At 44.7% G+C, this 26,085-nt stretch carries 19 protein-coding genes and 8 tRNA genes; 8 read left to right on the top strand and 19 right to left on the bottom strand.

Annotation, left to right across the window (positions count from 1 at the left end; all coding sequences use genetic code 11):
• Positions 1–86: 86 nt before the first annotated feature.
• From tig to V7R55_RS11885, 9 genes are all read right to left on the bottom strand, one after another.
• Complete coding sequence (gene tig, locus V7R55_RS11925) at positions 87–1,391, bottom strand: trigger factor (protein WP_118493310.1); 1,305 nt, start codon at positions 1,389–1,391, stop codon at positions 87–89.
• Positions 1,392–1,751: 360 nt separating this feature from the next.
• Positions 1,752–1,828, bottom strand: a tRNA-Pro gene (locus V7R55_RS11920).
• Between the two features lie 42 nt (positions 1,829–1,870).
• Positions 1,871–1,955: transfer RNA gene (locus tag V7R55_RS11915), tRNA-Leu, on the bottom strand.
• A 6-nt stretch (positions 1,956–1,961) separates the two neighbouring features.
• Positions 1,962–2,037, bottom strand: a tRNA-His gene (locus V7R55_RS11910).
• A gap of 166 nt (positions 2,038–2,203) precedes the next feature.
• A tRNA-Pro gene (locus tag V7R55_RS11905) sits at positions 2,204–2,280 on the bottom strand.
• A gap of 42 nt (positions 2,281–2,322) precedes the next feature.
• Positions 2,323–2,407 (bottom strand) — tRNA-Leu (locus tag V7R55_RS11900).
• Between the two features lie 6 nt (positions 2,408–2,413).
• Positions 2,414–2,489: transfer RNA gene (locus tag V7R55_RS11895), tRNA-His, on the bottom strand.
• 87 nt (positions 2,490–2,576) lie between these two features.
• Positions 2,577–2,653: transfer RNA gene (locus V7R55_RS11890), tRNA-Arg, on the bottom strand.
• 24 nt (positions 2,654–2,677) lie between these two features.
• A tRNA-Pro gene (locus tag V7R55_RS11885) sits at positions 2,678–2,754 on the bottom strand.
• 514 nt (positions 2,755–3,268) lie between these two features.
• On the opposite strand from V7R55_RS11885, the gene folD reads away from it, so the two are divergent.
• From folD to V7R55_RS11855, 6 genes are all read left to right on the top strand, one after another.
• On the top strand, positions 3,269–4,123 hold the full coding sequence (gene folD / locus V7R55_RS11880; RefSeq protein ID WP_118493308.1) for a bifunctional methylenetetrahydrofolate dehydrogenase/methenyltetrahydrofolate cyclohydrolase FolD: 855 nt from the start codon (positions 3,269–3,271) through the stop codon (positions 4,121–4,123).
• 104 nt (positions 4,124–4,227) lie between these two features.
• Positions 4,228–4,806, top strand: a complete 579-nt coding sequence (locus V7R55_RS11875) for a DUF1415 domain-containing protein (protein WP_334059662.1) — start codon at positions 4,228–4,230, stop codon at positions 4,804–4,806.
• 249 nt (positions 4,807–5,055) lie between these two features.
• Positions 5,056–5,775, top strand: a complete 720-nt coding sequence (gene tsaA / locus V7R55_RS11870; protein ID WP_334059661.1) for a tRNA (N6-threonylcarbamoyladenosine(37)-N6)-methyltransferase TrmO — start codon at positions 5,056–5,058, stop codon at positions 5,773–5,775.
• Positions 5,776–5,968: 193 nt separating this feature from the next.
• Positions 5,969–7,687: a proline--tRNA ligase gene (locus V7R55_RS11865; RefSeq protein WP_334059660.1), complete on the top strand. Its 1,719-nt coding sequence runs from the start codon at positions 5,969–5,971 to the stop codon at positions 7,685–7,687.
• A 38-nt stretch (positions 7,688–7,725) separates the two neighbouring features.
• Complete coding sequence (locus tag V7R55_RS11860; protein WP_334059659.1) at positions 7,726–8,568, top strand: MBL fold metallo-hydrolase; 843 nt, start codon at positions 7,726–7,728, stop codon at positions 8,566–8,568.
• A 31-nt stretch (positions 8,569–8,599) separates the two neighbouring features.
• Entirely contained in the window at positions 8,600–9,613 is a 1,014-nt protein-coding gene (locus V7R55_RS11855) for a phospholipase A (RefSeq protein WP_334059658.1), read from the top strand.
• A 99-nt stretch (positions 9,614–9,712) separates the two neighbouring features.
• Here the strand turns inward: V7R55_RS11855 and V7R55_RS11850 are convergent, their stop codons facing one another.
• The 4 genes from V7R55_RS11850 to guaB all read right to left on the bottom strand — a co-directional run bounded on the left by V7R55_RS11850 (position 9,713) and on the right by guaB (position 15,700).
• Positions 9,713–10,615, bottom strand: a complete 903-nt coding sequence (locus V7R55_RS11850; RefSeq protein WP_334059657.1) for a histone deacetylase family protein — start codon at positions 10,613–10,615, stop codon at positions 9,713–9,715.
• A 131-nt stretch (positions 10,616–10,746) separates the two neighbouring features.
• The gene (locus V7R55_RS11845) at positions 10,747–12,369 is read right to left on the bottom strand and encodes a methyl-accepting chemotaxis protein (protein ID WP_334059656.1); all 1,623 of its coding nucleotides are present in this window, start codon (positions 12,367–12,369) and stop codon (positions 10,747–10,749) included.
• Between the two features lie 213 nt (positions 12,370–12,582).
• Positions 12,583–14,160, bottom strand: coding sequence for a glutamine-hydrolyzing GMP synthase (guaA, locus tag V7R55_RS11840; RefSeq protein ID WP_334059655.1), 1,578 nt, complete (start codon positions 14,158–14,160; stop codon positions 12,583–12,585).
• 70 nt (positions 14,161–14,230) lie between these two features.
• Entirely contained in the window at positions 14,231–15,700 is a 1,470-nt protein-coding gene (gene guaB / locus V7R55_RS11835) for an IMP dehydrogenase (protein WP_334059654.1), read from the bottom strand.
• A 100-nt stretch (positions 15,701–15,800) separates the two neighbouring features.
• On the opposite strand from guaB, the gene xseA reads away from it, so the two are divergent.
• Both xseA and V7R55_RS11825 read left to right on the top strand, forming a co-directional pair.
• Complete coding sequence (xseA, locus tag V7R55_RS11830; protein ID WP_334059653.1) at positions 15,801–17,153, top strand: exodeoxyribonuclease VII large subunit; 1,353 nt, start codon at positions 15,801–15,803, stop codon at positions 17,151–17,153.
• Positions 17,154–17,168: 15 nt separating this feature from the next.
• Positions 17,169–18,326, top strand: coding sequence for a hypothetical protein (locus V7R55_RS11825; protein ID WP_334059652.1), 1,158 nt, complete (start codon positions 17,169–17,171; stop codon positions 18,324–18,326).
• A gap of 456 nt (positions 18,327–18,782) precedes the next feature.
• Here V7R55_RS11825 and der read toward each other — a convergent pair whose 3' ends face one another.
• The 6 genes from der to V7R55_RS11795 form a co-directional block, all read right to left on the bottom strand.
• Entirely contained in the window at positions 18,783–20,228 is a 1,446-nt protein-coding gene (gene der, locus V7R55_RS11820; RefSeq protein ID WP_179984048.1) for a ribosome biogenesis GTPase Der, read from the bottom strand.
• A gap of 344 nt (positions 20,229–20,572) precedes the next feature.
• Positions 20,573–21,832, bottom strand: coding sequence for an outer membrane protein assembly factor BamB (gene bamB, locus V7R55_RS11815; RefSeq protein ID WP_334059651.1), 1,260 nt, complete (start codon positions 21,830–21,832; stop codon positions 20,573–20,575).
• 44 nt (positions 21,833–21,876) lie between these two features.
• Entirely contained in the window at positions 21,877–22,497 is a 621-nt protein-coding gene (locus tag V7R55_RS11810) for a YfgM family protein (RefSeq protein WP_334059650.1), read from the bottom strand.
• A gap of 12 nt (positions 22,498–22,509) precedes the next feature.
• Positions 22,510–23,793: a histidine--tRNA ligase gene (hisS, locus tag V7R55_RS11805; RefSeq protein WP_334059649.1), complete on the bottom strand. Its 1,284-nt coding sequence runs from the start codon at positions 23,791–23,793 to the stop codon at positions 22,510–22,512.
• Positions 23,794–23,875: 82 nt separating this feature from the next.
• Positions 23,876–24,994: a flavodoxin-dependent (E)-4-hydroxy-3-methylbut-2-enyl-diphosphate synthase gene (ispG, locus tag V7R55_RS11800; protein ID WP_334059648.1), complete on the bottom strand. Its 1,119-nt coding sequence runs from the start codon at positions 24,992–24,994 to the stop codon at positions 23,876–23,878.
• Between the two features lie 8 nt (positions 24,995–25,002).
• On the bottom strand, positions 25,003–26,079 hold the full coding sequence (locus V7R55_RS11795; RefSeq protein ID WP_334059647.1) for a RodZ domain-containing protein: 1,077 nt from the start codon (positions 26,077–26,079) through the stop codon (positions 25,003–25,005).
• Positions 26,080–26,085: the final 6 nt, after the last annotated feature.

The raw sequence follows: 26,085 nt of genomic DNA, 5'->3' as shown, positions 1-26,085 counted from the left end.
TATCTAGCGTTAAAAACAAAAATGCTCGGAAGGCTCCGAGCATTTAAGCAGTTGCTGACAAGTATTGTCAATCAGACAGTAAAAAATTACGCCTGTTTGTTCATAACCTCGTCAAAAGCTTTAGTTACTTCAGTAACTTTTGCTTGCTCAAGAACCCACTCAATAGCTTGTTCTTCTAGTGCAACGTTTTGCATTTGCTGCATAAGCTCTTGATTGTTGTTGTAGTAATCAACAACTTCTTGCGGATCTTCATACGCAGAAGCTGCAGTTTCGATCATCTCGTTAACTTTAGCTTCGTCTGCTTTTAGTTCGTTTTCTTTGATTACTTCACCTAGAAGTAGACCAATAGATACGCGACGCTTAGCGTTGTCAGTAAACAATTCAGCTGGTAGGTCTGGAAGGTTCTGACCACCGCCTTGTTGGCTGAAACGTTGTTTAGCTTGCTCGCGAAGTGCGTTCACTTCTTGATCGATAAGCGCTTGAGGAATATCAATCTCGTTAGCTTCAACAAGTTTAGAAATTACGTCTTCTTTAACTTGTGCTTTAAGCGTTTGGTCTAGCTCACGCTGCATGTTCTTACGAACTTCAGCTTTAAGTGCGTCAACACCGCCTTCTTCAACACCGAATAGCTTAGCAAACTCTTCGTCAACTTTTGGAAGGTCTAGACCTTCAACTTTCTTAACTGTCGCTTGGAAAACTGCGTCTTTACCTTTTAGGTTTTCAGCGTGGTAATCTTCTGGGAAAGTAACTTCGATGGTTACTTCTTCACCCGCTTTCGCACCAACTAGTGGTTTCTCGAAACCTGGGATCATGCGATCTTTGCCAAGCTCTAGCGCGAAATCTTCTGCTTTTCCGCCTTCGAACTCTTCACCGTCGATAGAGCCAACGAAGTCGATGATAACTTTGTCGTCTTTCTTCGCTTTACGCTTAACTTCTTTCCAAGATGCGTGCTGCTTTTGAAGCGTTTCCATCATGTTATCAAGATCTTTGTCAGTAATTTCTACTACTGGCTTTTCAATTTCGATATCGCTAACACCTTTCACTTCTACTTCTGGGTAAACTTCGAAAGATGCTACAAATTCTAGGTCCTGACCGTCTTCGTCTTTGGTCAGTTCAAACTTTGGCATACCAGCAGGCTGAATTTTCTCTTGAATGACTGCTTGGTAGAAGTTTTGCTGCATAACATCGCCAGCAACTTCTTGGCGAACTGCCTGGCCGAAACGCTTTTTGATTACGCTTACAGGAACTTTACCTGGACGGAAGCCGTTGATGCGTTGTGTTTTTGCCAACTGCTGTAGGCGTGACTTAACTGCTGAATCAACCGTGTCAGATGGAACGGTGATAGTAAGACGGCGTTCTAAACCCTGGGTCGTCTCGACTGAAACTTGCATTATGTTACCTCAACTATACGCCTCTACAGGCGTTTTGTTCTCAATCCCCTCTCCCGTCATGCATTAATTGCATATCACTCCGGGGTAGAAGGTCGTTATTCGACGTTTATAAAATCAAAGTTAGGACACAAAATCGTGCCACAAAGCCAACCTGAAACAAACGTACTGGTTAAAAAAAGACGCGGTAGTATACAGCCGCACACCACAAGAGTCGAGAGGGAAACACAAGTTTGTAACAACCAATTGAACGCATTTTAAACAAATTGCGAAACTAGTAAGAAAAATAGATTGAAAAACGACTTTAACAAGCAGTTTGAGACGCTATTGAGAAAAGATAGAAAAACAGAGAATAATAGATAATGGTCGGTGAGACAGGATTTGAACCTGCGACCCCTTGTACCCAAAACAAGTGCGCTACCAAGCTGCGCCACTCACCGATAAAAATGTATAAATCCAAACTTTAAGTAAGCTTAGAAATATGGTGCGGAAGGAGAGACTTGAACTCTCACGCCGTGAAGCACTGGAACCTAAATCCAGCGTGTCTACCAATTCCACCACTTCCGCAAGAAGTGGGGTGGACGATGGGACTTGAACCCACGACAACCGGAATCACAATCCGGGGCTCTACCAACTGAGCTACGCCCACCACAGTAATCCTGTAATTGTTTACGTGCGAACTGATAAACACATAAACCTCTATCGAACTGTCAGGATCTTACTTTGCTGTTCGATAGTCTGATTTGACTTTAACCTTTAACACTCTTTGATTTATTCGCTGAGCTGCGGCTATTACTAAGTCAAATAAGCATAAATGGTCGGTGAGACAGGATTTGAACCTGCGACCCCTTGTACCCAAAACAAGTGCGCTACCAAGCTGCGCCACTCACCGACAGGAATGCTTAAGCTAAGCTTTTAAAAAAGCTTGAAAATATGGTGCGGAAGGAGAGACTTGAACTCTCACGCCGTGAAGCACTGGAACCTAAATCCAGCGTGTCTACCAATTCCACCACTTCCGCTAAAAGTGGGGTGGACGATGGGACTTGAACCCACGACAACCGGAATCACAATCCGGGGCTCTACCAACTGAGCTACGCCCACCATAGGGTGTGTTGCAGTCTACTTGCTTTATACTAGCAGTGTAGATACAAAAATTCAGCCTTGCTATCAGGACCTACCTGACTCGCATGGCGCGCCCGGCAGGATTCGAACCTGCGACCCACGGCTTAGAAGGCCGTTGCTCTATCCAGCTGAGCTACGGGCGCTTGGCGAATCTTCGCTGCAAAAAGTGGTCGGTGAGACAGGATTTGAACCTGCGACCCCTTGTACCCAAAACAAGTGCGCTACCAAGCTGCGCCACTCACCGACTGTTGTATCGACCAAGATGCATAAGCCTCTGTGCCGTTACGGGGTGCGAATATTACTGACATCCCCCCACCTCGTCAAACACTTTTTTAAATAAAATCACTAACCGCTCACAAAGCACTCATTATCATGTTTTTTTGTACAATCTTGCTTATATCTCGCTACTTATAGTAGAGCCTAGTAGAGGACTAATAGAGTCCAGCAGCCTGCAAACGGGTTTGCAATATTACTGATACGGAAAAGTTATTCGTGCAAGATGGGCCGGACAACCAAGCGTAAAGAAAAGGGCTTTGTTTATTGTAACGAAGACAATCTTTGACGTAGTTGGTCTCTCGTTATTTCTTTTATGGTGAGCGGTTACTCAGTTATACGTGCTATACGGTTAAGTTCAACTTATATAAATTCGGTTACGGCCAATAACTACTATCTAATAATTGCTAGAGTATTCCCCCCGTTTTATGAAACAATAACGGGCACTTGTTGACCACCCAACCATATAAGAATCGTACAAGACTATGACCGCTCATCTTATTGACGGCAAATTAATTGCCAAGCAAGTTCGCCAACACGTAACATCCTATGTGGAATCACTTACCCAGGCAGGTAAAAGACAGCCGGGTCTTGCCGTTGTCCTTGTAGGCAGTGATGCCGCTTCTCAGGTTTATGTTTCAAATAAGCGTAAAGCCTGTGAGGAAGTGGGTTTCGTTTCTCGCTCTTTCGACCTTCCTTCCGACACTACGGAAGAAACCTTACTTAACTTAGTGGATGAGCTAAACGAAGATAAAGAGATAGACGGCATTTTGGTTCAACTACCACTACCTGCCGGTCTTAACGCTGAGAAAGTGTTAGAGCGTATTCACCCGCATAAAGATGTTGATGGCTTCCACCCCTATAACATTGGTCGCCTTGCTCAACGTATCCCAGCTTTACGACCATGTACACCTAAGGGCATCATGACCATGATTGAGTCAACTAAGCGCCCTGTTAAAGGCTTAGATGCAGTTATTGTTGGTGCGTCGAATATTGTGGGCCGCCCTATGAGTCTTGAATTATTGTTAGCAGGCTGCACTGTTACTACCTGCCACAAGTTTACCCAAGACCTTAAAAGCCACGTTCAGCGTGCAGACTTACTTGTTGTAGCTGTCGGTAAACCTAACTTTATACCTGGCGACTGGGTTAAGCCTGGGGCGATTGTGATTGATGTGGGCATTAACCGTCTTAATGATGGCTCATTAATAGGCGATGTTGATTTTGAAAAAGCCAAAGAGCGTGCAGGCTGGATAACACCTGTACCTGGCGGTGTTGGTCCTATGACAGTGGCAAGTTTGATAGAAAACACGCTTGAGGCGTACGTTAAGTTTCATTCTTAAAGCACTAAGGCTTAATCAAATTTTAAAGGCAGAAATTAAATTTCTGCCTTTTTGCTTTATACTCCCCTCTCTTTGAATACAGACCTAAATTGAAAAACTTCTTTATGGCAGAACCAATCTCTTCGTTGTGCGAACAACACGTAATTGATGCAACGCTTAAGTGGGTTGATGATATTGTGATAAAACACAATTTTTGCCCTTTTGCGCGCTATGTAAGAACGCCAAATCAAATTCGCTGTACAGTAATAGCAGGGGATACAGGCGACGTTATTCAATCTCTGTACGATGAGCTTCGACATTTGGAAGAGAATGAGAGTACCGCCACAACGCTAATTGCACTGACAAATCCAGCCCTTGCTGATTTTGATGAGTACCTTGATGTGCTAGCTATTGGCGATAATATGCTACATGACTGGGGATATAGTGGTACTTATCAACTCGCGAGCTTTCACCCTGACTATGTGTTTGACGGTAGCGACGCTAACGATGCTGAAAACTACACGAATCGATCCCCCTACCCGCTCTTACATTTAATTCGCGAGGCCGACATAACTCGTTATATGAAAAAAGAAGAGGATGCGGAAAAGATATTCAGTCGTAACATAGAAAAAGCGCAGGCTATGGGCTGCCCTTATTTTGAGAACGCTTTGGAAGCAATAAAAAAAGATAAGTCTGCGCAGTAAAACACGAGCGGTTTATTTGCTTTGCTAAGTACACAAGTTTTATGAACTGATACGAGAAAAAGTTCTAGTGCGATAACTGAGCAGGCCAAAGACGTTGGATTACTCCAGGGAACCCAAATAAACATTTCATTCGCGAACCGAAAAAATACTTTATATGGTTCAAGTTTGCACTTGCACTGTTACATTACCGATTAAGTATGAGAGTAATATGACAGCAAAAATTATTTTTAATTAGGTTGAAGCAGACCCGTGACTACGCCAACTTCATTTACCGTATCGACAATCGCGAGCATCGCTACGCCTTTCAAGCAAAAGTTTGCCATCCCCAGGCAACCCAACTTAGCAAAAGCTCATGGGATAATTACGTTTGAAGAAGGGTTTAACGATATCCACATGCTAAAAGGGATAGAAAGCTATAGTCACCTGTGGCTACTTTTTATCTTTCATCAAAACATTGAGCGCGGTTGGAAAAACACAGTTAAGGCACCTCGGTTGGGCGGCAATGCCACTATGGGTGTATTAGCAAGTCGCAGTACACATCGACCGAACAGCATTGGCATGTCTGTCGTCAAAAACAATGGGCTAGTACAAGATAAGGATAAAGTGCACTTGCTAGTAGAAGGTGTGGATTTAGTCGACGGTACACCGCTTATCGATATCAAACCTTACATCGGCTACGCAGATAGTGTTCCAAACGCAAGCGATAAGCTTGACGACATTAGCCCCATTCCCCAACGCCATGTCGAATTTTTAGATACGCTCAGGCCAACGCTTCCTGAAATTGACAAAAGACACAGCGGCTTTACCTCTTTAGTTACGACGGTACTGGCACAAGACCCTCGCCCAGCTTATAAACAAAAGCTGGATAATGACGAGAAAACCTATCGCGTTACCCTTTACGATATTGATGTAGGATTTAAAGTAATAGATAGCGTTGTATGGGTTACTGAGCTTGTTCATTTAGGTTAATTACACTTTTAGTGTAAACAGTCTGTGGCGAAATGGCTCACAGTTAATTAGAATACCGCCAAACGTGTGATGCCCATTCTTTGGTTAAAGCATTTAGCAACAATTCCATAAATTGCATAATGTGTACAACTTATCGCAGAAGGCCAGCACACCCACAGTCATAAATACATTGAAAACAGGATACCTGCTTTACATGCGCACTAGTCAATATTTGCTTGCCACGCAGAAAGAAACACCTGCTGATGCAGAGGTTATCAGCCACCAGCTTATGCTGAGAGCTGGTATGATCAGAAAGCTTGCCTCAGGTCTTTACACGTGGCTGCCGTCAGGTCTTCGTGTACTTAATAAAGTAGCCAATATTGTTCGTGAAGAAATGAACAAAGCAGGCGCAATTGAAGTGCTAATGCCCGTTGTTCAGCCTGCAGACCTGTGGGAAGAATCTGGACGTTGGGAAGAATACGGCCCAGAATTACTTCGCGTAAAAGACCGCCACCAGCGTGATTTCGTATTAGGCCCAACCCACGAAGAAGTGATCACTGCGCTTGTGCGCAATGAAATTAGCAGCTACAAGCAGCTTCCACTTAATCTATACCAAATTCAGACTAAATTCCGCGACGAGGTGCGCCCTCGTTTTGGTATTATGCGTGGACGTGAATTCACGATGAAAGATGCATATAGCTTTCACTTAGAAGAAAGCTGTCTAGAAAAAACCTACCAGAAAATGTATGACGCTTATTGCAACATTTTCTCGCGTATGGGTCTTGACTTCAGAGCCGTAATAGCCGATTCAGGCTCAATAGGTGGTAATCATTCGCATGAGTTTCATGTGCTAGCTGACTCTGGTGAAGACGCCATTGCATTCTCATCAGGCAGCGACTATGCGGCTAATGTTGAAATGGCCGCCGCTGTGGCGCAAGAAAAAGCACAAGCAAGCGGTGCGGCAGTAGAAACTAAAGATGCGAAAGGCAAAGACTTCGAAAAAATACTTAAGAGTATCGATGCCGATATCACCAATGCTGTGAAAGTTATTGTGGTAAAGGCGGCGAACGCTACGGATGACAAAGGCGAAGAAGTACAAGCAGACAACTGGGTTGCATTAGTGCTGCGCGCTGACCACGAATTAAACGATGTTAAAGCAGAGAAGATTGAAGGTGTTGCTACCCCATTAGTTGAAGCGTCATTCGACAAAGCGAAAGAAGTGCTTGGTGTAGTACCCTATTTTGCAGACGCAACTAACCTTCCGATCCCAGCTTACGTGGATGCAAGTGCTGCAGCGCTAGCGGATTTCACCACAGGCGCAGGCGCAGGTGGTAAAATGAACATCAACGCAAACTGGTCTGAGGATATTTCTGGTGTAGATATTCGCAATGTCGTCGCTGGCGATGCGTCTCCTGACGGTGAAGGCACGCTTGATATAAAGCGCGGTATCGAAGTGGGTCATATATTCCAACTTGGTAGCAAATATTCAGAAGCCATGAACTGCGGTGTGCTTAGTGAATCAGGTAAACACCAAACCCTCACCATGGGCTGTTACGGTATTGGCGTATCACGCATCGTTGCTGCTGCCATCGAGCAAAATCACGATAAGTTTGGCATAAAGTGGCCAGATCCTATTGCACCGTTTAAAATTGCATTAATACCTATGAATATGCACAAGTCTCACCGTATAAAAGAAGCAGCAGAGGCGCTTTACGAAGAACTTATTGCACTGGGCGTAGAAGTACTATTTGATGACAGAAAAGAGCGCCCGGGTGTTATGTTCAATGACATGGAATTAATTGGCATACCTCACAGCATTGTTATTGGTGAAAGAAACTTGGATAATCAACAGGTTGAATATAAGAATAGACGTACCGGCGAGAAACAGTTATTAGACCTTAGCGCAGCAAAAGACTTTGTAGCCGCTCTCTAAAACCTGAACTTGCCCATTTGATAAGTAGATGAGGGCGTATGCGGTTAACTTTTTATGGCGTAAGAGGGTCAATACCCACTCCGGGGGCAGCTTACGTTCGTTATGGTGGTAACACCGCATGCGTTCACATTGAGCTCGAGGATGGTACCGATATCATTCTCGATTCAGGTACAGGTATTCGTTTGCTTGGCGACCGCTTAATTAAAAAGACAACGCCAATCCACCTTTTATTAAGTCACAACCATTGGGATCACATTCAAGGCTTTCCCTTTTTCGCACCTATTTATCAAGAGTCACGGGTAATAAACATTTACCCAGGCCTTACTCAGCTTAATGAGCCCGATCAAATTTTGAAACAAATGGACGGGTCGTTATTCCCCGTTCCGAAAAGCGCGTTAAAGTCTTCCATAAGCCTTATTGAATATCCTGCAACAGAAAATGCATTTACCATCGGAAGTGCGACTATTTCTCGCTTGGCCATGAACCACCCAGGCAGCGGAAGCGCCTATTGTATTGAGGCCGACGGTGTCAAAATTGCTTATATCACCGATAACGAGCTCTACCCTCCTTATAAAAAAGAAACAGATTTTCTAGATTTTGCTAAGTTCGCTAATAATGCAGACTTGCTCATTCACGACGCACAGTACATGTTATCTGACATGCCCGCCAAAAACGGCTGGGGCCATTCCGTTGCTGAAGAAGCGGTCAAACTAGCTATGGCAAGTCATGTTAAGCAATTAGCTTTATATAGTCATGATCCAGAACGCACCGACAACGATATAGATGACGTCGTAAAACATTGCAATGAATATGTCTCGGTGGCAGAATCTAAATTGCACATATTTGCTTCCTCAGAAGGCCAGACACTGGACTTCAATTAAACATAAAAAACCTTACTACGGAGAATCGAAGGTGTCTGTGTTAAAGCCTTTTATATTTTTGGCAGCTTTTGCTGCTTGCACCCACGTATGCGCGCAAGAAACGCAAAAAGCAAAAAATGAACCTTTACCTACCGCGAACAGCGAACAGGAAAGCGCTGTCGAAACGGCAGACGGTCAGGGGACACAAGAAGAAAGTGGTATTGAGGTTATAGATATCATTAAGCGTGACACAACCACAGAAAGTGCACTAGATGAACGCCTAGAAGGTGATAAAGAAGCACTGGATAACGTTTTTGCTATTACTCAGCATAGACAAAACTATTTACTTCCTATTACTTACGTTTCTAACCCAAACACCTTTGGTAATGAAGAGTTAACAGAAGAAAATGTAGATAATAAAGAAGCTAAGTTTCAAGTGAGCGCTAAGCTACCGCTGTACTTGGAAGATACTGGATTTGACGGCTTGTATTTTGGCTTTACGGTGACCTCTTTTTGGCAGCTTTATAATAGTGAGGCGTCGAAGCCCTTCCGTGAAACCAATTACGAGCCAGAAGTTTTCTGGCAAGAAACCGCTGACTATTCGGTACTTGGTTACAAATTTAATACCTTCCAGTTCGGCTTCAATCACATGTCGAACGGTCAAAGTGGTCTGCGCTCTCGCAGCTGGAACCGCCTTTTTGCATCAATAGTGTTTAGCGACAACGACGATATATACTACCTTAAAACTTGGTATCGTATTCCTGAAGACGAAAAGACGGATCCGCTTGATCCGACAGGAGATGATAACCCGGACATTCAAGACTACTACGGCAGAATGGAATTTGGTTACGGTAGAAAAATTGGTGCTTTTAAAGTGCTTGCGCTGCTGAGAAATAACTTGGATTTTGACGAAAACAGAGGCAGCATTCAGCTAGATTTTACCTACCCTATATCTGACCGATATGAGTTACTGCTCCAGTACTTTAATGGCTATGGCGACTCTCTTATCGACTATAACCGCTCTCAGGAACGTATTGGTATAGGTTTTCAGCTGCACTTTTTGTAAAACAGATAAGTACGCTTAATTACAAAGCGCGCCAACAACGATTCGTTTATAACAACCGTTTAAGCGCGCTTGCTATTGTTCGATAGCAACTTGTTTCATCTAGTCAATTACACCCGCAGCGCGATAAAGCTGAATATGCACATCCACCAGCGCAGCAATATCTCTTTGATATCCTCCCCCGATGACGGCGGCAATTGGAACGCCTAAACGGTCGGCCAAAGCAAATACCGTCTTGTCCCTTTCATAGACACCTTGGGTAGATATGTGCAGATGACCTAAATCATCGTTTACATGCACATCAACACCTGCATCATATATAATGGCATCGGGTTGAAACTGCCTATTAACCAACGTAAGCGCTTGTTCGAGCGTGGTTAAATACTCGTCGTCTTCCGTTCCCTTAGCAAGCCCGATATCAATATCTGAGTGCTGCTTTCTGTATGGAAAGTTTTTTTCGCCATGAATTGATAAGGTGAAGATATCGCGATCATCTTCAGCAAGCTTGGCTGTGCCGTCTCCTTGGTGCACATCCAAATCGATAATGAGTACATTATCAATGGCTGGAATTTGCTGCATGGTTTTTGCCGCTAAGTACAAATCGTTAAATAGACAAAATCCAGAACCAAAGTCCGCGAACGCGTGATGATACCCCCCGGTTAAATTCAAGGCTTTGCCATGCTCTAACGCTAGGTTTGCTGTTAAACAAGTGCCTGCAACGGCGGTTCGGGTACGTTCAATCAACTGCTGCGACCAAGGAAAGCCTATACGGCGCATGGCTTTTTTATCTAACGCGCCGGTAGTGAGTGTCTCGACATAGTTCAAGTCGTAATAGTCCGTAAGAAAAGATAAATCTACAGGTGACGGCGTAACAAAGCGTGCTTTATCTACACCACGCCTTAGTAGCTCGTCTCGAATGCCCACATATTTTTCGATAGGAAAGCGGTGTCGCTCGGGAAGGTCTAGCTGACTATATATGGGGTGAAAAACGAGTGGCGTGGTCATTATTTATAGTGCTACTTATTCAATACATGGCTCACAAAACCAGGAATAAGCGACACGACTTTATAAACTGCCTTGCCCCCTACTCCACAAAGTTTTGTCTCAAATTTACCATTAATACTGACAAAGCACAGTTAGCGGGTCAAACTGTTCACTACCTTTTCAACGTTTTCTGACATACTTTTCATAGAGCGCGACATATCATCACGCTGCGCAAGCTGATGATATTTTTCTGACGATGTTACTACGTTACTTATAATGGCTTCCACCTGCTGAAGCACGGCTTCTTGCTCATCTGCCGCTTCGTTAAGCGCCTCCACTACGCTAGCGGTTTCTTGAATATCTCTAACCACATTATTGAGGGTTTCAAGTGCCGTAGCAGCCTCTGCCGCGTTATTATCAGATAACTGCTTGCCAGAGGACATCGCCGCAACCGCGCCTTTTGCTTCCGCTTCAAAGCTGCTCAAAATATCGTTAATTTCCTTTGTTGATTGCTGCGTTTTAGCTGCAAGTGCCCGCACTTCATCGGCTACTACCGCAAAACCCCGCCCATGCTCTCCTGCCCTCGCAGCCTCAATTGCTGCATTTAATGCTAACAGGTTGGTTTGATCGGCAATTTCATTAATGACGTTTACCACTTTAAGAATATTGGTGCTTCGACTTTGCAGTTCAGACACAATATTACTGGATTCGGTTACCGTTTTAGCTAGCTGTTTAAAGCCTGCATTAGCACTTTCAAATGTGGCATAGCAACTTGCCACGTTCTTTTCAGAGTTATTTGTCGCAACAGCAACTTGGTCTGTGATGGCCACTAAATTCTGAACAATTTCTTTCAGTTTATCTGTGCTGCTGTCAAGCGAACGCGATGCATCACGCTGTCCATTAGCGCCCTCCATAATAGATTGGCTAACATTACCCAGGGTGCCGAACGCTTTTTCCATTTCTCGCTCAGCCTGTTGAAGCTGTGCAACCGAATCTTTTAACTTGTATTGCAAAGCTCGAGCAGAATCGGCCAACATACCGAGTTCATGCTCGCTTGTGTAAGCTAACTCATAGTCATAGCGGCTATTAGCTAAGTTCGATATACAAGCAGCAACAGCCTTTGTTGGCTTGATAACTTGAGAGCGCAAGCGAGCAACAACGTACACAACGGAAAGTACAGACAGCGCAATAGCGGCGAATAATATAATCCAAAGCATAGTGCGGGTATTAGCTTTAAGCTCTGCTATTGCGTTGGCTGAATCTGCTGCAATTTCTGATGCAATGCTTGATAAAAGCTTAGCGGGCTCTCTATCAATACCGCGCACAAAGCTATCGCCGACTTTTGGGTCAAACCCTGAGTTAATAAACGCGTTGTATCCTTCACGGTATTTCTCGGCCATGACTGAGTGAGCTTTTTGGAACTGTCTGATATCAGACTTCACGCTATCACTCACAACATCACTTGATAGCATCAAGTCAAATTGACGAGTGATATCAGCTTCACGCTGTTTAAATCGCTCCCAGTATTTTTCTCTGTCTTCTTTTTTGTGGCCACGCAACAACACGTTTTTCCACTCTTGAACCTGGGTTTTAAACGCACTAAGGGTGGTATTAACGTCACGCTCTGACTGAACCAGGGTGTTTTCTAGCTCATCAAATGAATTAAGTAACGAGAAAGACTTTAGAATTGAGGCACCGTTTAATAGTACAAGAATTAAAAAGCTGGCGAGAACGGGCGTCATCACCAAACGACTGATGCTTGTGTAATTGAACACGGCTTAACCTTTAGTATAAATCTAGAGAAGGACGTCGCCATTAAATGATATTTTTATGACGGTATGGTTACAAGTTAGGTATAAGACAATATATTAATATATATAAAAACATACGTAGTGCTGACAGGTTGCTTATTAACTTGTTCTTTTTTAGACAGATACAAAAAAAGAGCCCGAAGGCTCTCCTTTTCTTTTTGGTATATTTAAGCCCGATTATTCCCATTCAATCGTAGCAGGCGGCTTACCAGAAATGTCGTAAACCACACGGCTAATGCCGTCGATTTCATTGATAATGCGATTCGACACTTTACCTAGGAAGTCGTATGGCAGGTGTGCCCAGTGAGCTGTCATGAAGTCGATGGTCTCTACTGCACGAAGGCTTACTACCCAATCGTATTTACGCGCATCACCCATTACGCCAACCGAGCGCACTGGAAGAAATACGGTAAACGCTTGGCTTACTTTTTGGTACAAATCAGCTGCATAAAGCTCTTCAATGAAGATAGCGTCAGCACGACGTAGTAAGTCGCAATATTCTTTCTTAATTTCCCCCAGTACACGAACGCCGAGGCCTGGCCCAGGGAACGGGTGTCGATAAAGCATGTCGTACGGTAAACCTAGCTCTAGGCCGATTTTGCGGACTTCATCTTTAAATAGCTCACGCAGTGGCTCAACAAGACCCAGTTCCATATCTTCAGGAAGACCGCCAACGTTGTGGTGCGACTTAATTACGTGCGCCTTACCCGTTGCTGAACCCGCTGACTCAATCACGTCTGGGTAGATAGTACCTTGTGCTAGCCATTTAGCATTCTCAAGCTTGCTCGCTTCCTCATCGAATACACGAACAAATTCGTTACCAATAGCTTTACGCTTAAGCTCAGGATCTTCTATGCCTTTCAAGCGGTCAAGGAAACGGCCTTCAGCATCGACACGAATAATGTTTAAACCAAAGTGGTCACCAAACATTTCCATAACCTGATCGGCTTCATTAAGGCGCAGCAATCCGTTATCTACGAATACGCAGGTAAGGTTTTTGCCAATAGCACGGTGAAGCAACATAGCCGTTACTGATGAGTCTACACCGCCCGATAAACCTAATATCACACGTTCGTCACCGACTTTCTCTTTGATACGCTCAATAGCATCGTCAATAATAGCGCCAGCTGTCCAGAGCTTTTCACACTTACAAATATCCATTATGAAATGGGTAAGTAAACGCATACCTTGGCGAGTGTGCGTCACTTCTGGGTGAAACTGTACGCCGTAGAACTGCTTTTCTTCGTTATACATTGCCGCATGCGGGCACGAAGCCGTTTGCGCGATGGTTTCAAAACCTTCAGGAATAGCTGCTACTTTATCGCCATGGCTCATCCACACATCAAGCAGCGCCGCACCATTATCGCCAATGGCATCTTCAATTTTATCTAGCAGAGGGCTTGGTTTGATCACTTCTACCTGCGCGTAACCAAATTCACGCTTGTCTGAGCCCAGTACGCCACCGCCTAACTGGTGCGCCATAGTTTGCATGCCATAGCACACGCCTAACACAGGCACGCCGGCTTCAAACACATACTCAGGTGCACGCGGTGAGCCTTCTTCGGTTACTGACTCTGGGCCGCCTGACAGAATAATCCCTTGAGGGTTGAATTCGCGGATTTGCTCTTCGGTCACATCCCAGGCCCAAAGCTCGCAGTAAACGCCGATTTCGCGAACACGACGTGCTATCAACTGCGTGTATTGCGAGCCAAAATCCAAAATAAGTATGCGTTGGTCGTGGATATTTGTGGTCATGTTTTATTTTTACCCGTTAAATAAAAGAACAAAGGCTGGTGTAGTACCAGCCTCGCAGTCGTCGGTCGCCTTAACCTAAACGGTAGTTTGGCGCTTCTTTAGTAATGCTTACATCGTGCACGTGGCTCTCGCCCATTCCGGCTGAAGTTACACGCACAAATTGCGCCTTGGTATTCATCTCTTCAATGGTAGCACAGCCCGTTAAACCCATGGCTGAACGCAAGCCGCCCATTTGCTGGTGAATAATATTTGCAATAGGACCTTTATATGCAACGCGACCTTCAATACCTTCTGGTACTAGTTTTTCTGCATTGTCAGAATCTTGGAAATAACGGTCTGACGAGCCATGACTTTGATCCATTGCACCTAGTGAACCCATGCCGCGATATGACTTGTAGTAACGACCTTGGAAAAGCTCAACTTCGCCAGGCGCTTCTTCAGTACCCGCTAGCATACTGCCAACCATTACGCAGCTTGCGCCAGCGGCTAACGCCTTAGCAATGTCACCAGAGAAACGAATACCGCCGTCAGCGATAACAGGTATGTCTGTATCTTTTAATGCTTCTACTGCATCTGATACTGCGGTAATTTGCGGTACACCGCAACCGGTTACGATACGGGTAGTACAAATTGAACCAGGGCCAATACCGACTTTAACAGCGTCTACGCCTGCGTCGGCTAGTGCTCTTGCCCCATCGCCTGTTGCCACATTACCCGCAATAATTTGTACATCAGGATAGTCAGCACGTACTTTCTTAACACGGTCAATAACGCCCTGTGAATGACCGTGAGAAGTGTCGATTAGTAGAACATCTACACCTGCATCAACAAGTAAGGCAATACGCTCATCAGTACCTGCACCAACGCTAACTGCCGCCCCTACGCGAAGGCGACCTAGCGAGTCTTTACACGCATTAGGCTTGTTTTCAGCTTTTTGGAAGTCTTTAACGGTGATAAGGCCTGTAAGCTTGAACGCATCGTCAACAACAAGAATTTTTTCAATGCGGTGTTCGTGCATTAAATCTAGCACTACGTCAGAGCTTGCACCTTCTTTTACGGTGACCAGGTCATCCTTTTTGGTCATTACGTTGCTAATAGGAAGGTTTAAGCGCTTTTCAAAGCGAAGATCACGGCCTGTTACAATACCAATTAGGTTATTGTCTTTGTCTGTTACAGGGAAACCAGAGTAACCAAGTCGCTTTGAAAGGGTTATAACATCGCCAATGGTTGCATTCTCTTCTACCGTTACCGGGTCAGATACAACCCCGCTTTCGTATTTTTTAACTTCGCGTACGTGTTTAGCTTGCTCTTCAGGCTTCATGTTTTTATGAATGAAACCAATACCACCCTCTTGGGCGAGCGCAATCGCTAGGCGGGCTTCAGAAACCGTGTCCATGGCAGCAGACACCATTGGAATATTTAACGTTACACCACGGGTTAGACGGGTTTGTAAGTTTGCAGTGTGAGGGAGGACGGTCGAGTGGCCGGGAACCAGCAACACATCGTCGAACGTCAGGGCTTCTTGGATGATACGTAGCATGCAACAACACCTATTCAGTTGAGGGTTAATTGCGGCGCAATTGTAGTGTTTTTTAGTTTTCAGGTAAACTCTAAATGTATTAAACCTAGTGATTTTTTTTATGTTTACAAATTCGCCATCTACGTCTCGACAAATTTTAACAGTTACCAAGCTAAATCGTTTAGCCAGAACCGTATTGGAGGGCGAAATTGGCCTTATTTGGCTATCGGCTGAAATATCTAACTTCGTGGCAGCCGCTTCAGGGCACTGGTATTTCACGCTGAAAGACAATAAAGCCCAGGTGCGCGCGGCTATGTTCAAGGGGTCAAACCGCAATGTTCGTATTCGTCCTAAAGAGGGCGATAAAATTTTAGTGCGCGCGTCGGTAGGCCTTTACGAAGCACGCGGTGACTATCAACTTGTTGTTGAACACATGGAAAGTGACGGTGAAGGTGCGCTTAAGCAAGCGTTCGAAGCCTTAAAGTTCAAGCTTAACAATGAAGGCTTGTTCGATACTGCTAATAAGCGTCCGTTACCTGAGCGTATTAACCGAATCGGCGTAATTACTTCATCAAGCGGTGCAGCGCTTCACGATGTACTAAGTGTATTAAAACGTCGGAGCCCACAAACCGAAGTCGTTGTTTATCCGTCGATGGTTCAGGGGGAAACCGCACCTTTACAGTTAATTAATGCGTTAAGAACGGCTAACCGCCGCGCAGAAGTGGATGTGCTGTTACTTACGCGAGGCGGAGGTTCATTAGAAGACTTGTGGTGTTTTAATGATGAAAGCTTGGCAAGAGAAGTCGCTGCAAGTGCTTTGCCCATAGTTAGCGCCGTAGGCCATGAGGTAGACTTCACCATTAGTGATTTCGTCGCTGATGTTCGCGCCCCTACCCCATCTGCTGCTGCCGAAATCTTAAGTCAGGATTCTGCCGCTCTCTACCAAACGCTAAATCAGCGAAAACAACGCTTAGCAAGGGCAATACATCAGTACCTTCAAACGAGTAAACAACAGCTTGTTCTAAAGAAACAACGGCTAAATGCGTTGCATCCACAAAGCCGCATTCAATCGCAGTGGCAAACGTTAGACAGACTACAACTTCGTTTAGCGCATAAGATGCAAAACGACTTGGCAAAAGCAGAAAAGCAATTGCAAGGTCTTGATTACAGACTAAACAAACAATCGCCATCAGCAAACGTGGCGCGTGCAAAAGACAAATTAAACTATGCTAGCACCAAGCTCTTATCAAGCATGAATACCTTAATTAGAAGCAAAAAAAATGAACTTGGTGGTAATGTTAGCCTCTTACAATCTGTAAGTCCTCTTTCAACGCTCGCCCGTGGTTACAGCATTACTTTGTCTGACAAAACAGCCATTAATAGCGTGAATAAAGTAAATGTAGGTGATGAGATAAAATCTCGGGTGACTGACGGTGAAATAACCAGTACAGTGACACACATTCAGCGGCAATAGGTAGCCTTAAGTATTATGCCCGTTCATGTAAACGCGTTTTTCTTTTCCAGTATTTACCAGCGGGCCTGTGCATTTTGGAGCCTAAAGTCACAGCGGTTCGCTGTACCAAAAATTTTGACACCTTTGTGCGTTTTTGTTCTGTTACTAGTGCCCGACTTCACCTTTGCTTCTATGGTCAATCAACCTGTCTCTGTTTTTTCTACCTACCCGAGCGAAACGTTACTCAGGGCTTGTGGAGCCCAGCGAGCATTAAGCGAAGCTAATGCTTCACAATCCACTAATTTGTGTTTTGAAGATGCTATTTCGCCCGACAGCTTTATTAAACTTCTAAGCGAATCAGGAGAATTCAGTCATTTGTTGCCATATGGTGAAGGAAACGACTACGAACTATTGATTGCTAACGTTGGCGCAGCGCCTGGCATGCATCGACAGCACGCAAAACAATTTGCAGAATTCACTTTACAATGGCGAGGGATAGAAATTGACTCATCTTCATTTGATGCGAGTGCCGTAGAAAACACAGATGTGAAACCGGAAACCGCTTTAGCCGAAAAAGAAGCGCAATCGTTGATTGCCCGCTGGATTCAACATGCCAAACATTCTGGATTATTTACCAGCCAGTTTTTGTTCGATGCGCTAGAAGCTAGCGACTATAAGGGTGGATTACAGGTACCAAACGCCATTGGCGACTTCACTAAATTAGATACTCAGTTATATCCAAACCCGTTTAACGGTGCAATTACTCGCTATATACACCCTGAGTTTGAAGATGCGCTCGTTGATGTCACCGTATATCCCTTTTTAGATCAGCTTTCTTCAAATGAAAACGAGCTACTTCCTAAGCAACTAGAAAATGATCTGCAAAGAGCTAGTGTTACAGCCGATTTACAGCAGTTAACGTTGTCTCAAATCAGTCCAGCCTCACGCTACGAGGTTAACAGCGCATTAAGAGGATGGAGATTGGGGCTGAGCGCGGCATCTGAAACATCACCAACAATTTACGCGACAACCTATGTCTTTAAGCTACAAGATAAAATCGTAAAAGTGTCTACAACTTTTCCTCCTGACTTTTCAGACAAAATTGTCAATCAATTGATTGTTAACGTAGAAGTTCCGCAAGAGTCTGAAATGATGAAAAAGGTTCGCTCCCTGCTTTTGGAAGGCCAGCGCTAGGCTTTTTTCACTCTGTTACGTTTAGTAAACGATAAATTCAATTTTGGCCTTTTTTCCATTTCACTGCTAAGAAAATAGACTTTTTGCTGTTCCTGAGGTTTGTATCTGTCAAACCAATTGTATATTTGATTTTTTTGAAGTGGTGAGGTGCTTTTAAATAACTTTTCTACTGACAAAATGACGTCCAAATACAATTAACTACAGTGCGTTTTCCCTAAATCGAATTACAACTGATTGCAAAAATGGCTCCAACACCTACTAACTAAATAATGCTTTATTTTTAAAGGGGCGAGGCGTCGTTATGATAAAAGAAGTAGGACGTTGAAACGTTACGGAGCGCGTAAAGTCTACAACTAAGTTGTAATTATGACTCAACGAGAGAGAGGAAGAGAAAATTATAGCGCTACTTCAACTGAACAAGAAATAGCGCCTGATTATTTAAGATGCTTTTGAAGCTTACTTTTTATCTTTGTAGTAAGACATCATACGACGACGTTTGCGCTGCTGCGCCAACGTCAGATTAGCTTTTTTACCCTCAAACGGGTTATTACCCTCTCTGAATTCAATCTTGATAGGCGTGCCCATAATCTCTAGTGCTCTTCTGAAATAATTCATTAAGAAACGTTTGTAAGAGCTTGGCAAGTCATCAACCTGATTGCCGTGAATAACAATAACGGGCGGGTTGTAACCACCTGCGTGGGCATATTTCATTTTAACCCGACGGCCGCGAACAAGCGGTGGCTGATGGTCGTCCTGTGCCATTTCCATAATCTGTGTAAGCAACGCAGTGTTAATACGCTTGGTCGCGCTCATGTAGGCTTCTTGCACTGATTCAAATAAGTTACCCACACCCGAGCCGTGAAGCGCTGAAATAAAGTGAATGCGGGCAAAGTCGACAAAGCCCAAGCGGCGATCCATCTCACGCTTTATGTCGTCTTTCACGTCGGTGCTTAGCCCATCCCACTTATTTACCGCAACGACTAGCGAGCGACCAGAATTTAGGACAAAACCGAGCAAGCTTAAATCTTGATCAGTAATACCTTCTCTAGCGTCAATAACTAATAACACGACGTTTGCTTCTTCAATCGCTTGAAGGGTTTTTACAATAGAGAACTTTTCTACGGCTTCACTGATCTTTCTGCGCTTTCTTACACCAGCAGTGTCAATAAGAATGTATTCGCGCTCGTCCCTTTCCATAGGGATATAAACGCTGTCACGGGTTGTACCCGGCATGTCATACACAACAACCCGCTCTTCACCTAAAATGCGGTTTGTTAGTGTTGATTTACCTACGTTTGGCTTTCCTACAATAGCTAGCTTAATAGGCAACTCTTGTAAACGCTGACGCTGAGCTTCGGCATCTTCTTCTTCCTCTGGCTCTTCGTCGACGATTTCCATGTCTGGAAAGTCGGCTTCCAGCGGCTTCAGGGCGTCCTGCAGTAATTGGCTAACGCCACGGCCATGAGCCGCTGCAATTTGCTTTATCTCGCCTAGACCTAAAGAGTAAAATTCTGCGCTTTCACTATCGCCGTCGATTCCGTCCACTTTGTTGGCTACAACAAACACTTTTTTATTTATACGCCTGAGATGATCAGCAATCCCTTGGTCGGCGGGTAGCATCCCAGCTCTTGCATCAACCAAAAATAAAACCACATCGGCTTCTTCGATCGCCAATAAAGACTGCTGCGCCATTTCGGCATCAATGCCTTCCTCATCACCTGTAATACCGCCGGTATCAACAACAATGAACTGGCGCTTTTCAAACTTCGCTTGGCCGTATTTACGGTCGCGAGTTAACCCAGGGTAATCTGCAACAAGTGCATCACGGGTATTAGTAAGGCGATTAAACAAGGTTGATTTGCCAACATTAGGGCGGCCAACCAAAGCAACAACGGGTAACATTTATCAGATCCTAAGGGTCATGAAAGCTAAAAAGCACAAGCCGCATACACAGTGTAATCAAGCAACGTTTAGGAAGTCTGTTCTCTAACGATTCAGAATTTGTGATGAGGCTTTAAAGATTGGGCGCATTATACCTTGTTCACTACCTAATACCAATCCGCATAGATAATTGCCCACTCAGCGAGAATTAAAATGTTCGTAATCGCGGCGTGTTACCGCAGGTATAGTGGTTCTACATCAAGGTAAAAATATTCATGCCAAACTACGAATTGAATAACAAATAAAAAGGGCGTTTTAGGTCACACCTAAAACGCCCTTAAAAGGATGTATTAAATTATGAAGTGCTAGTTTGGCGTGCGTACCGAGACTACTTCGCCATTTCTAGTCACAGCAATAATATTACCGTTAACGTTCAGCGGTGCCGCAAAAATAGCGTCATCTTCGTCATCACCGCCCACATCCAGTCGAGCCACTACCTCACCAGATTCTTGTTCTATCCAGTGTAAGAAGCCCCAGTTGTCACCTACTACAATATGCTCGCCCACCGGGGTCGCTGCAGTTAACGAACGCTGTTTGAGCAGCCCCTGAGACCACAATTCTACGCCATTTCGTCTGTCAAGGGCATAAACATTAGAGTTGTTGTCTACAACAAAAATACTGTTGCCATCGATATTCAGATTGCGGAATGATGCGTATTCACGCTTCCAAATAACGCGACCTGAACGAAGCTCTACAGCAGCCAATGTACCGTTGTAAGAAACGGTGTAAATTATTCCGCCATAAAGTACTGGGGTAGTATCAACATCGACAATACGTTCAAGTTCTGTCGCGCCAGAAGGTGTTCCAATGACCGTTTCCCAAGCGAGCACACCAGTTTCAATAAGGTTTACTTGAATTTTACCGGTCGGGGTACCCACAATAACGCCGCCGTTTGAAGCAATGGGGCCTGAGATACCGCGAAGCGTTAGTGGAGGGGTATCGCCCTCGTGTCTCCACATTTGTTCGCCGGTTCGGGTATTAAAGCCAAACAAACTTCCAGCGCCTGTGTTGACTACAAGGATCCCTTCATCAGCAGCTGGGGCTGCAAGAATTTCTCCAGGTACCGTCGCTTCCCACACAAGCTCACCCGTTTCGGCGTCCATTGCCGCTATATAGCCATTTTCAGTACCGATGAATACATGTCTATCTGCTACAGAAATGCCGCCAATTCGAGCTGTTTCACCATTTTGCCATAGCTTGGTTATCGAGCTCATCATGCCTTCAGAGCGAAACTGTGCGAAGTCTTTCTGCCACAATACCTTTCCTGTCTCGGGCTCCATGGCTACAACAGCGCCATGGCGATCGGCAGCAAAAAGCTTGTCATAAGCATATACAGGGCGCAAACGTGAGAAATAATGGTCAACGCCATCACCGATATCGCGATCCCATACTAATTCAGGCGTAAACTTAGCTTCGATCGGTTTTAAACGACGAATTTCGAGTTCTTCTTCATCTGCAAACCAGTCTGAGATAGTAGAGCAGCCAGACATTGTGATAGACACTGCCAGTGCCATTCCTATCGTGCGAGCAAATCGACCTTTACGGCCACACGTGTTGTGAAACAAATTGCGTACCTCTTTATTATTTACACCAGCCCAGTGGGCATCGCTTACTGTGCAGCAGAAACCGACAGGTTATCTAACTTCATTTGTAAAAGCGGATTGTTGGCATTTTTTTCTAACGCATTTGAATAAGCTAAACGAGCATCGTCAAACTTGCCTTGTTTTTGATATACATCGCCTTTTAGTTCAGAAACCTCTGCAGCAAATGCGTCGTTAGTAACATTGCTAAGCGTAGACAACGCCGCATCAAGCTGGTTCATTTCAATTTGCACCCGAGATAAACGAAGCGACGCTAACACCTTCATTTCATCGTTTTCAGCAAAGGTAACAACGCTATTTAGATGCGAAGCAGCAGCGTCTAAATCGCCTGCTTCCACCGCTTGCTTAGCCGCAAGAAGACTTGCAATGCTCGCATAACCACTATCTTTATTTTCTTCGATGAAGGCGTTAACTTTTGCATCACTTCCTTCGGTACCAAATGTCTCTACCGCATTTTGATACGCAACCGATGCTGCTTCTTTATTTTCAATTTGCGCTTCAGAATACGCTCTCCAGCCCCATAAGCCGCCTAAACCTAGCGCAGCGCCGACGATAATAGCTGTACCGTGCTCTTTCCAAAAACGCTTAATCGCTTCTACTTGTTGTTCTTCTGTTGCGAACTGTTCCATGATGTCCTCTTTTTATTTTGCGCTCAGCATCTCTGCAACCTTACCAGATAAGGCATCAAAGCTGACCGTAACTTGTTCTTGACCGTCGCGCAGTGGTTTAACACCGACTTCGCGAGACTGCATTTCATCATTACCTAAAAGCAGCGCTAAACGTGCTCCTGTTTTATCTGCACGCTTCAATTGTTTCTTAAAGTTACCGCCGCCACAATGCATCATTACGCGTGTATTAGGAAGGGTATTTCGTAGATGTTCCGCCACTTCAATCGCGTAAGACTGTGCATCGTCACCCATTGCCGTGACATATATGTCAGCGAAGCTCGTATCCTGACCTTCTTCTGTAAGTGTTGTCAACAACAGTACTAAACGCTCAATGCCCATAGCAAAACCAACCGCAGGTGTAGCTTTACCGCCTAACTGCTCAACTAAGCCATCGTAACGACCGCCAGCACATACTGTACCTTGTGCACCTAGGCTATCGGTAACCCATTCAAACACTGTACGGTTGTAGTAATCTAACCCACGTACTAGGCGAGGGTTTACTTCGAACTCGATACCAGCTTGGGTTAAGCGTGCACAGAGGGTATCAAAATGTGCTTTTGATTCTTCATCAAGATGATCGATTAGCGCTGGCGCATCGGCAATAGCAGCTTGGACACCAGGATTCTTGGAATCAAGTACCCGAAGTGGGTTCGTTTCAAGTCGACGTAACGAATCTTCGTCAAGTTGGTCTGCACGCTGTTTTAAGAATTCAACCAGCGTATCGCGATAAGCCGCACGCGCTTCGTTTGAACCTAAAGTATTTATTTGTAGCTTTACATGCTGATCGATGCCAAACGCTTTCCAAAAACGTGCGCTAAGAAGAATAACTTCCAAATCGATGTCAGGACCGTCCATGCCGTAGGTTTCTACACCAAATTGATGGAACTGGCGATAGCGACCTTTTTGTGGACGTTCGTGCCTGAACATGGGCCCCATATACCACAAGCGCTGCTGCTGGTTATATAATAAACCGTGTTCATTACCTGCACGTACGCAACTTGCGGTTCCTTCAGGGCGCAGCGTCAAGCTATCGCCATTTCTATCTTCGAAGGTGTACATCTCTTTTTCAACGATATCGGTAACTTCACCGATAGAACGTTTGAATAGGTCAGTGCTTTCAACGATGGGAGTACGTATTTCTTGGTAACCGTAGCTCGCCACCACTTGACGAAGTACAGATTCTACCTTCTGCCATGTACCGGAAATCTCCGGTAGGCAGTCATTCATGCCTCGAATTGCCTGAATAGTCTTAGCCACGTGAAATTCTCATACTGCTAAATAGTGAAAAGCCCCGCATTATAGGGGCTTTGGGAATAAACAACAATGAACAAAAATTCTCTTAGTCTTTTACCGAGACCTGAATTTTGTTTTTCTCACTCATGCGTGATGCCTTAGCGCGAATTTTGGCTTCTAACTTGTCGACCAAATCATCGTTTGGAAGGCGTTCTTTTACGCGCTTTCCGTCTTCGTAAAGACCGCTCATATTGCGCGCGCCAGTAAGGCCCAAATCAGACACTTCGGCCTCGCCAGGACCGTTTACTACACAACCAATGATAGACACGTCCATTGGAGTGAGAATATCTTCTAGCCGTTGCTCTAGTGCGTTTACGGTGCCAATAACATCGAACTCTTGTCTAGAACAGCTCGGGCACGCTATAAAGTTAATACCGCGAGAGCGAATGCGAAGTGACTTTAAAATATCAAAGCCAACTTTAATCTCTTCTACTGGGTCTGCCGCTAGTGAAACACGAAGGGTATCGCCGATGCCTTCGGTTAAAAGCATGCCTAGCCCAACCGCACTCTTAACGGCACCTGCGCGCTGTCCGCCAGCTTCAGTAATACCTAAGTGTAAAGGTTGATCTATTTTTTGCGCCAGCAAGCGATATGCGCCGACGGCAAGAAAAACATCCGATGCTTTAACACTGACCTTGAACTGGTCAAAATTGAGTTTATCTAAAATATCCACATGGCGCATAGCCGACTCGACAAGGGCTTCTGGCGTGGGTTCACCGTACTTTTCTTGTAAATCTTTTTCTAAAGAACCGCCATTAACACCAATTCGGATAGGAATATTTTTATCTTTTGCGCAATCGACAACCGAACGTACACGCTCCATATTGCCAATATTACCCGGGTTTATACGTAAACAATCTACGCCGTATTCAGCTACTTTAAGCGCAATGCGGTAGTCAAAATGAATGTCTGCAACAAGTGGGACACTTACCTGTTGCTTAATTTCTTTAAAGGCTTCAGCAGCTTCCATAGTGGGTACTGATACGCGAACAATTTCGCCGCCCACAGCAACAATACGGTTTATTTGATCGACAGTCGCAGCCACATCTGTGGTGCGGGTATTTGTCATAGATTGAACAGCGATGGGAGCGCCATCACCAATGGGAACGTTACCTACATTAATACGCGTAGACTTTCGGCGCTTAATAGGGCTTTCTGCAAACATCTAATTACCTATAAAGGGAGTACAAAACGAGCTGTTCTACCATTTTGATATGGAGAAATATCAACAGCGTCGCCGTTAACTGATATGCGCACATTATCCGGTGCGCCGAGCGTAACTTCAACAGGAGGAACGCCCTGAATTTCCATTACACGACCTTTTTGTTTTACCCCGTAAGCAATGGCTTCACCGGTACCATCTTTAATATTAACCCAGCAGTCATCGTCAAAGGTGAAAACCATCGATATTGGCGCCGCGTCAGCTTGAGTGTCTAACGATGCTTCGGCTAACAAATCATTATCGCTATCTGACGCATTTACCAGTGCGGTTAGGTTGTTACTGTCATCAACTGCGTTGTCAGGAGCAGAAATGGCCCCATCGTCTAGGTCACCGTCTTGGGTAAAACCATTATTCTGGTCACTCACATCGTTATTTTTACCTACTATTGCAGCGTCATCGGAGCCTGCATAAGAGGCATTATTCGTTTGAAACGAATCCTGCTCTTGCGTCAGTGATGTGTCAGACGAGTCGCCTTGGAAAGAGTTAGCACCGCTCATCTCTCCCGTTGCGGCCCCATTTTCTGAAGAAATTGGTGTGTTTGCCGCCTCTCTCTTTACAGCCTCATTTAAAGGCAGTTCAGAAACGGCATCATCGCTTGGCTGTTGATACCACCATACGACAACCCCAGCGATGATGAGAAGTAAGATTGCATACGTCACCATCATCCAACGATCATCGTGTGTCTGTTTTGCGACACGTTTAGAAAAGCTTTGTAGTTTTTCCGAGGAAGGCACTGATGTTTGATTATGGAAACGTTCAAACGCCTCTATAACCTCATGGGAATTCATTCCCAATTGTTTGGCATAATTCCTAACGTAGCCTTTAGTAAAAGTAACTGAAGAGTTTTCATCAATTACATCACTTTCTAAATCATTGATTTGTTGAGCCTTTAAAAACAATTTATCGGCAATATCTTGCTGAGACAAGCCTAGCTTTTCGCGACGTGCTTTAAGCATTGCCCCTGGGCTTGGCGCATTTTCTTGTTGTTGCGAAGTTACTTCTTGATTCGCGTTTTCTTCTGACACCATTAAACC

This window comes from Alteromonas sp. S005 (genome assembly GCF_036864475.1).
GTDB lineage: Bacteria > Pseudomonadota > Gammaproteobacteria > Enterobacterales > Alteromonadaceae > Alteromonas.
Note: the sequence above shows the minus strand (reverse complement) of the source record. Positions and strands in the feature narration are given on the sequence as shown.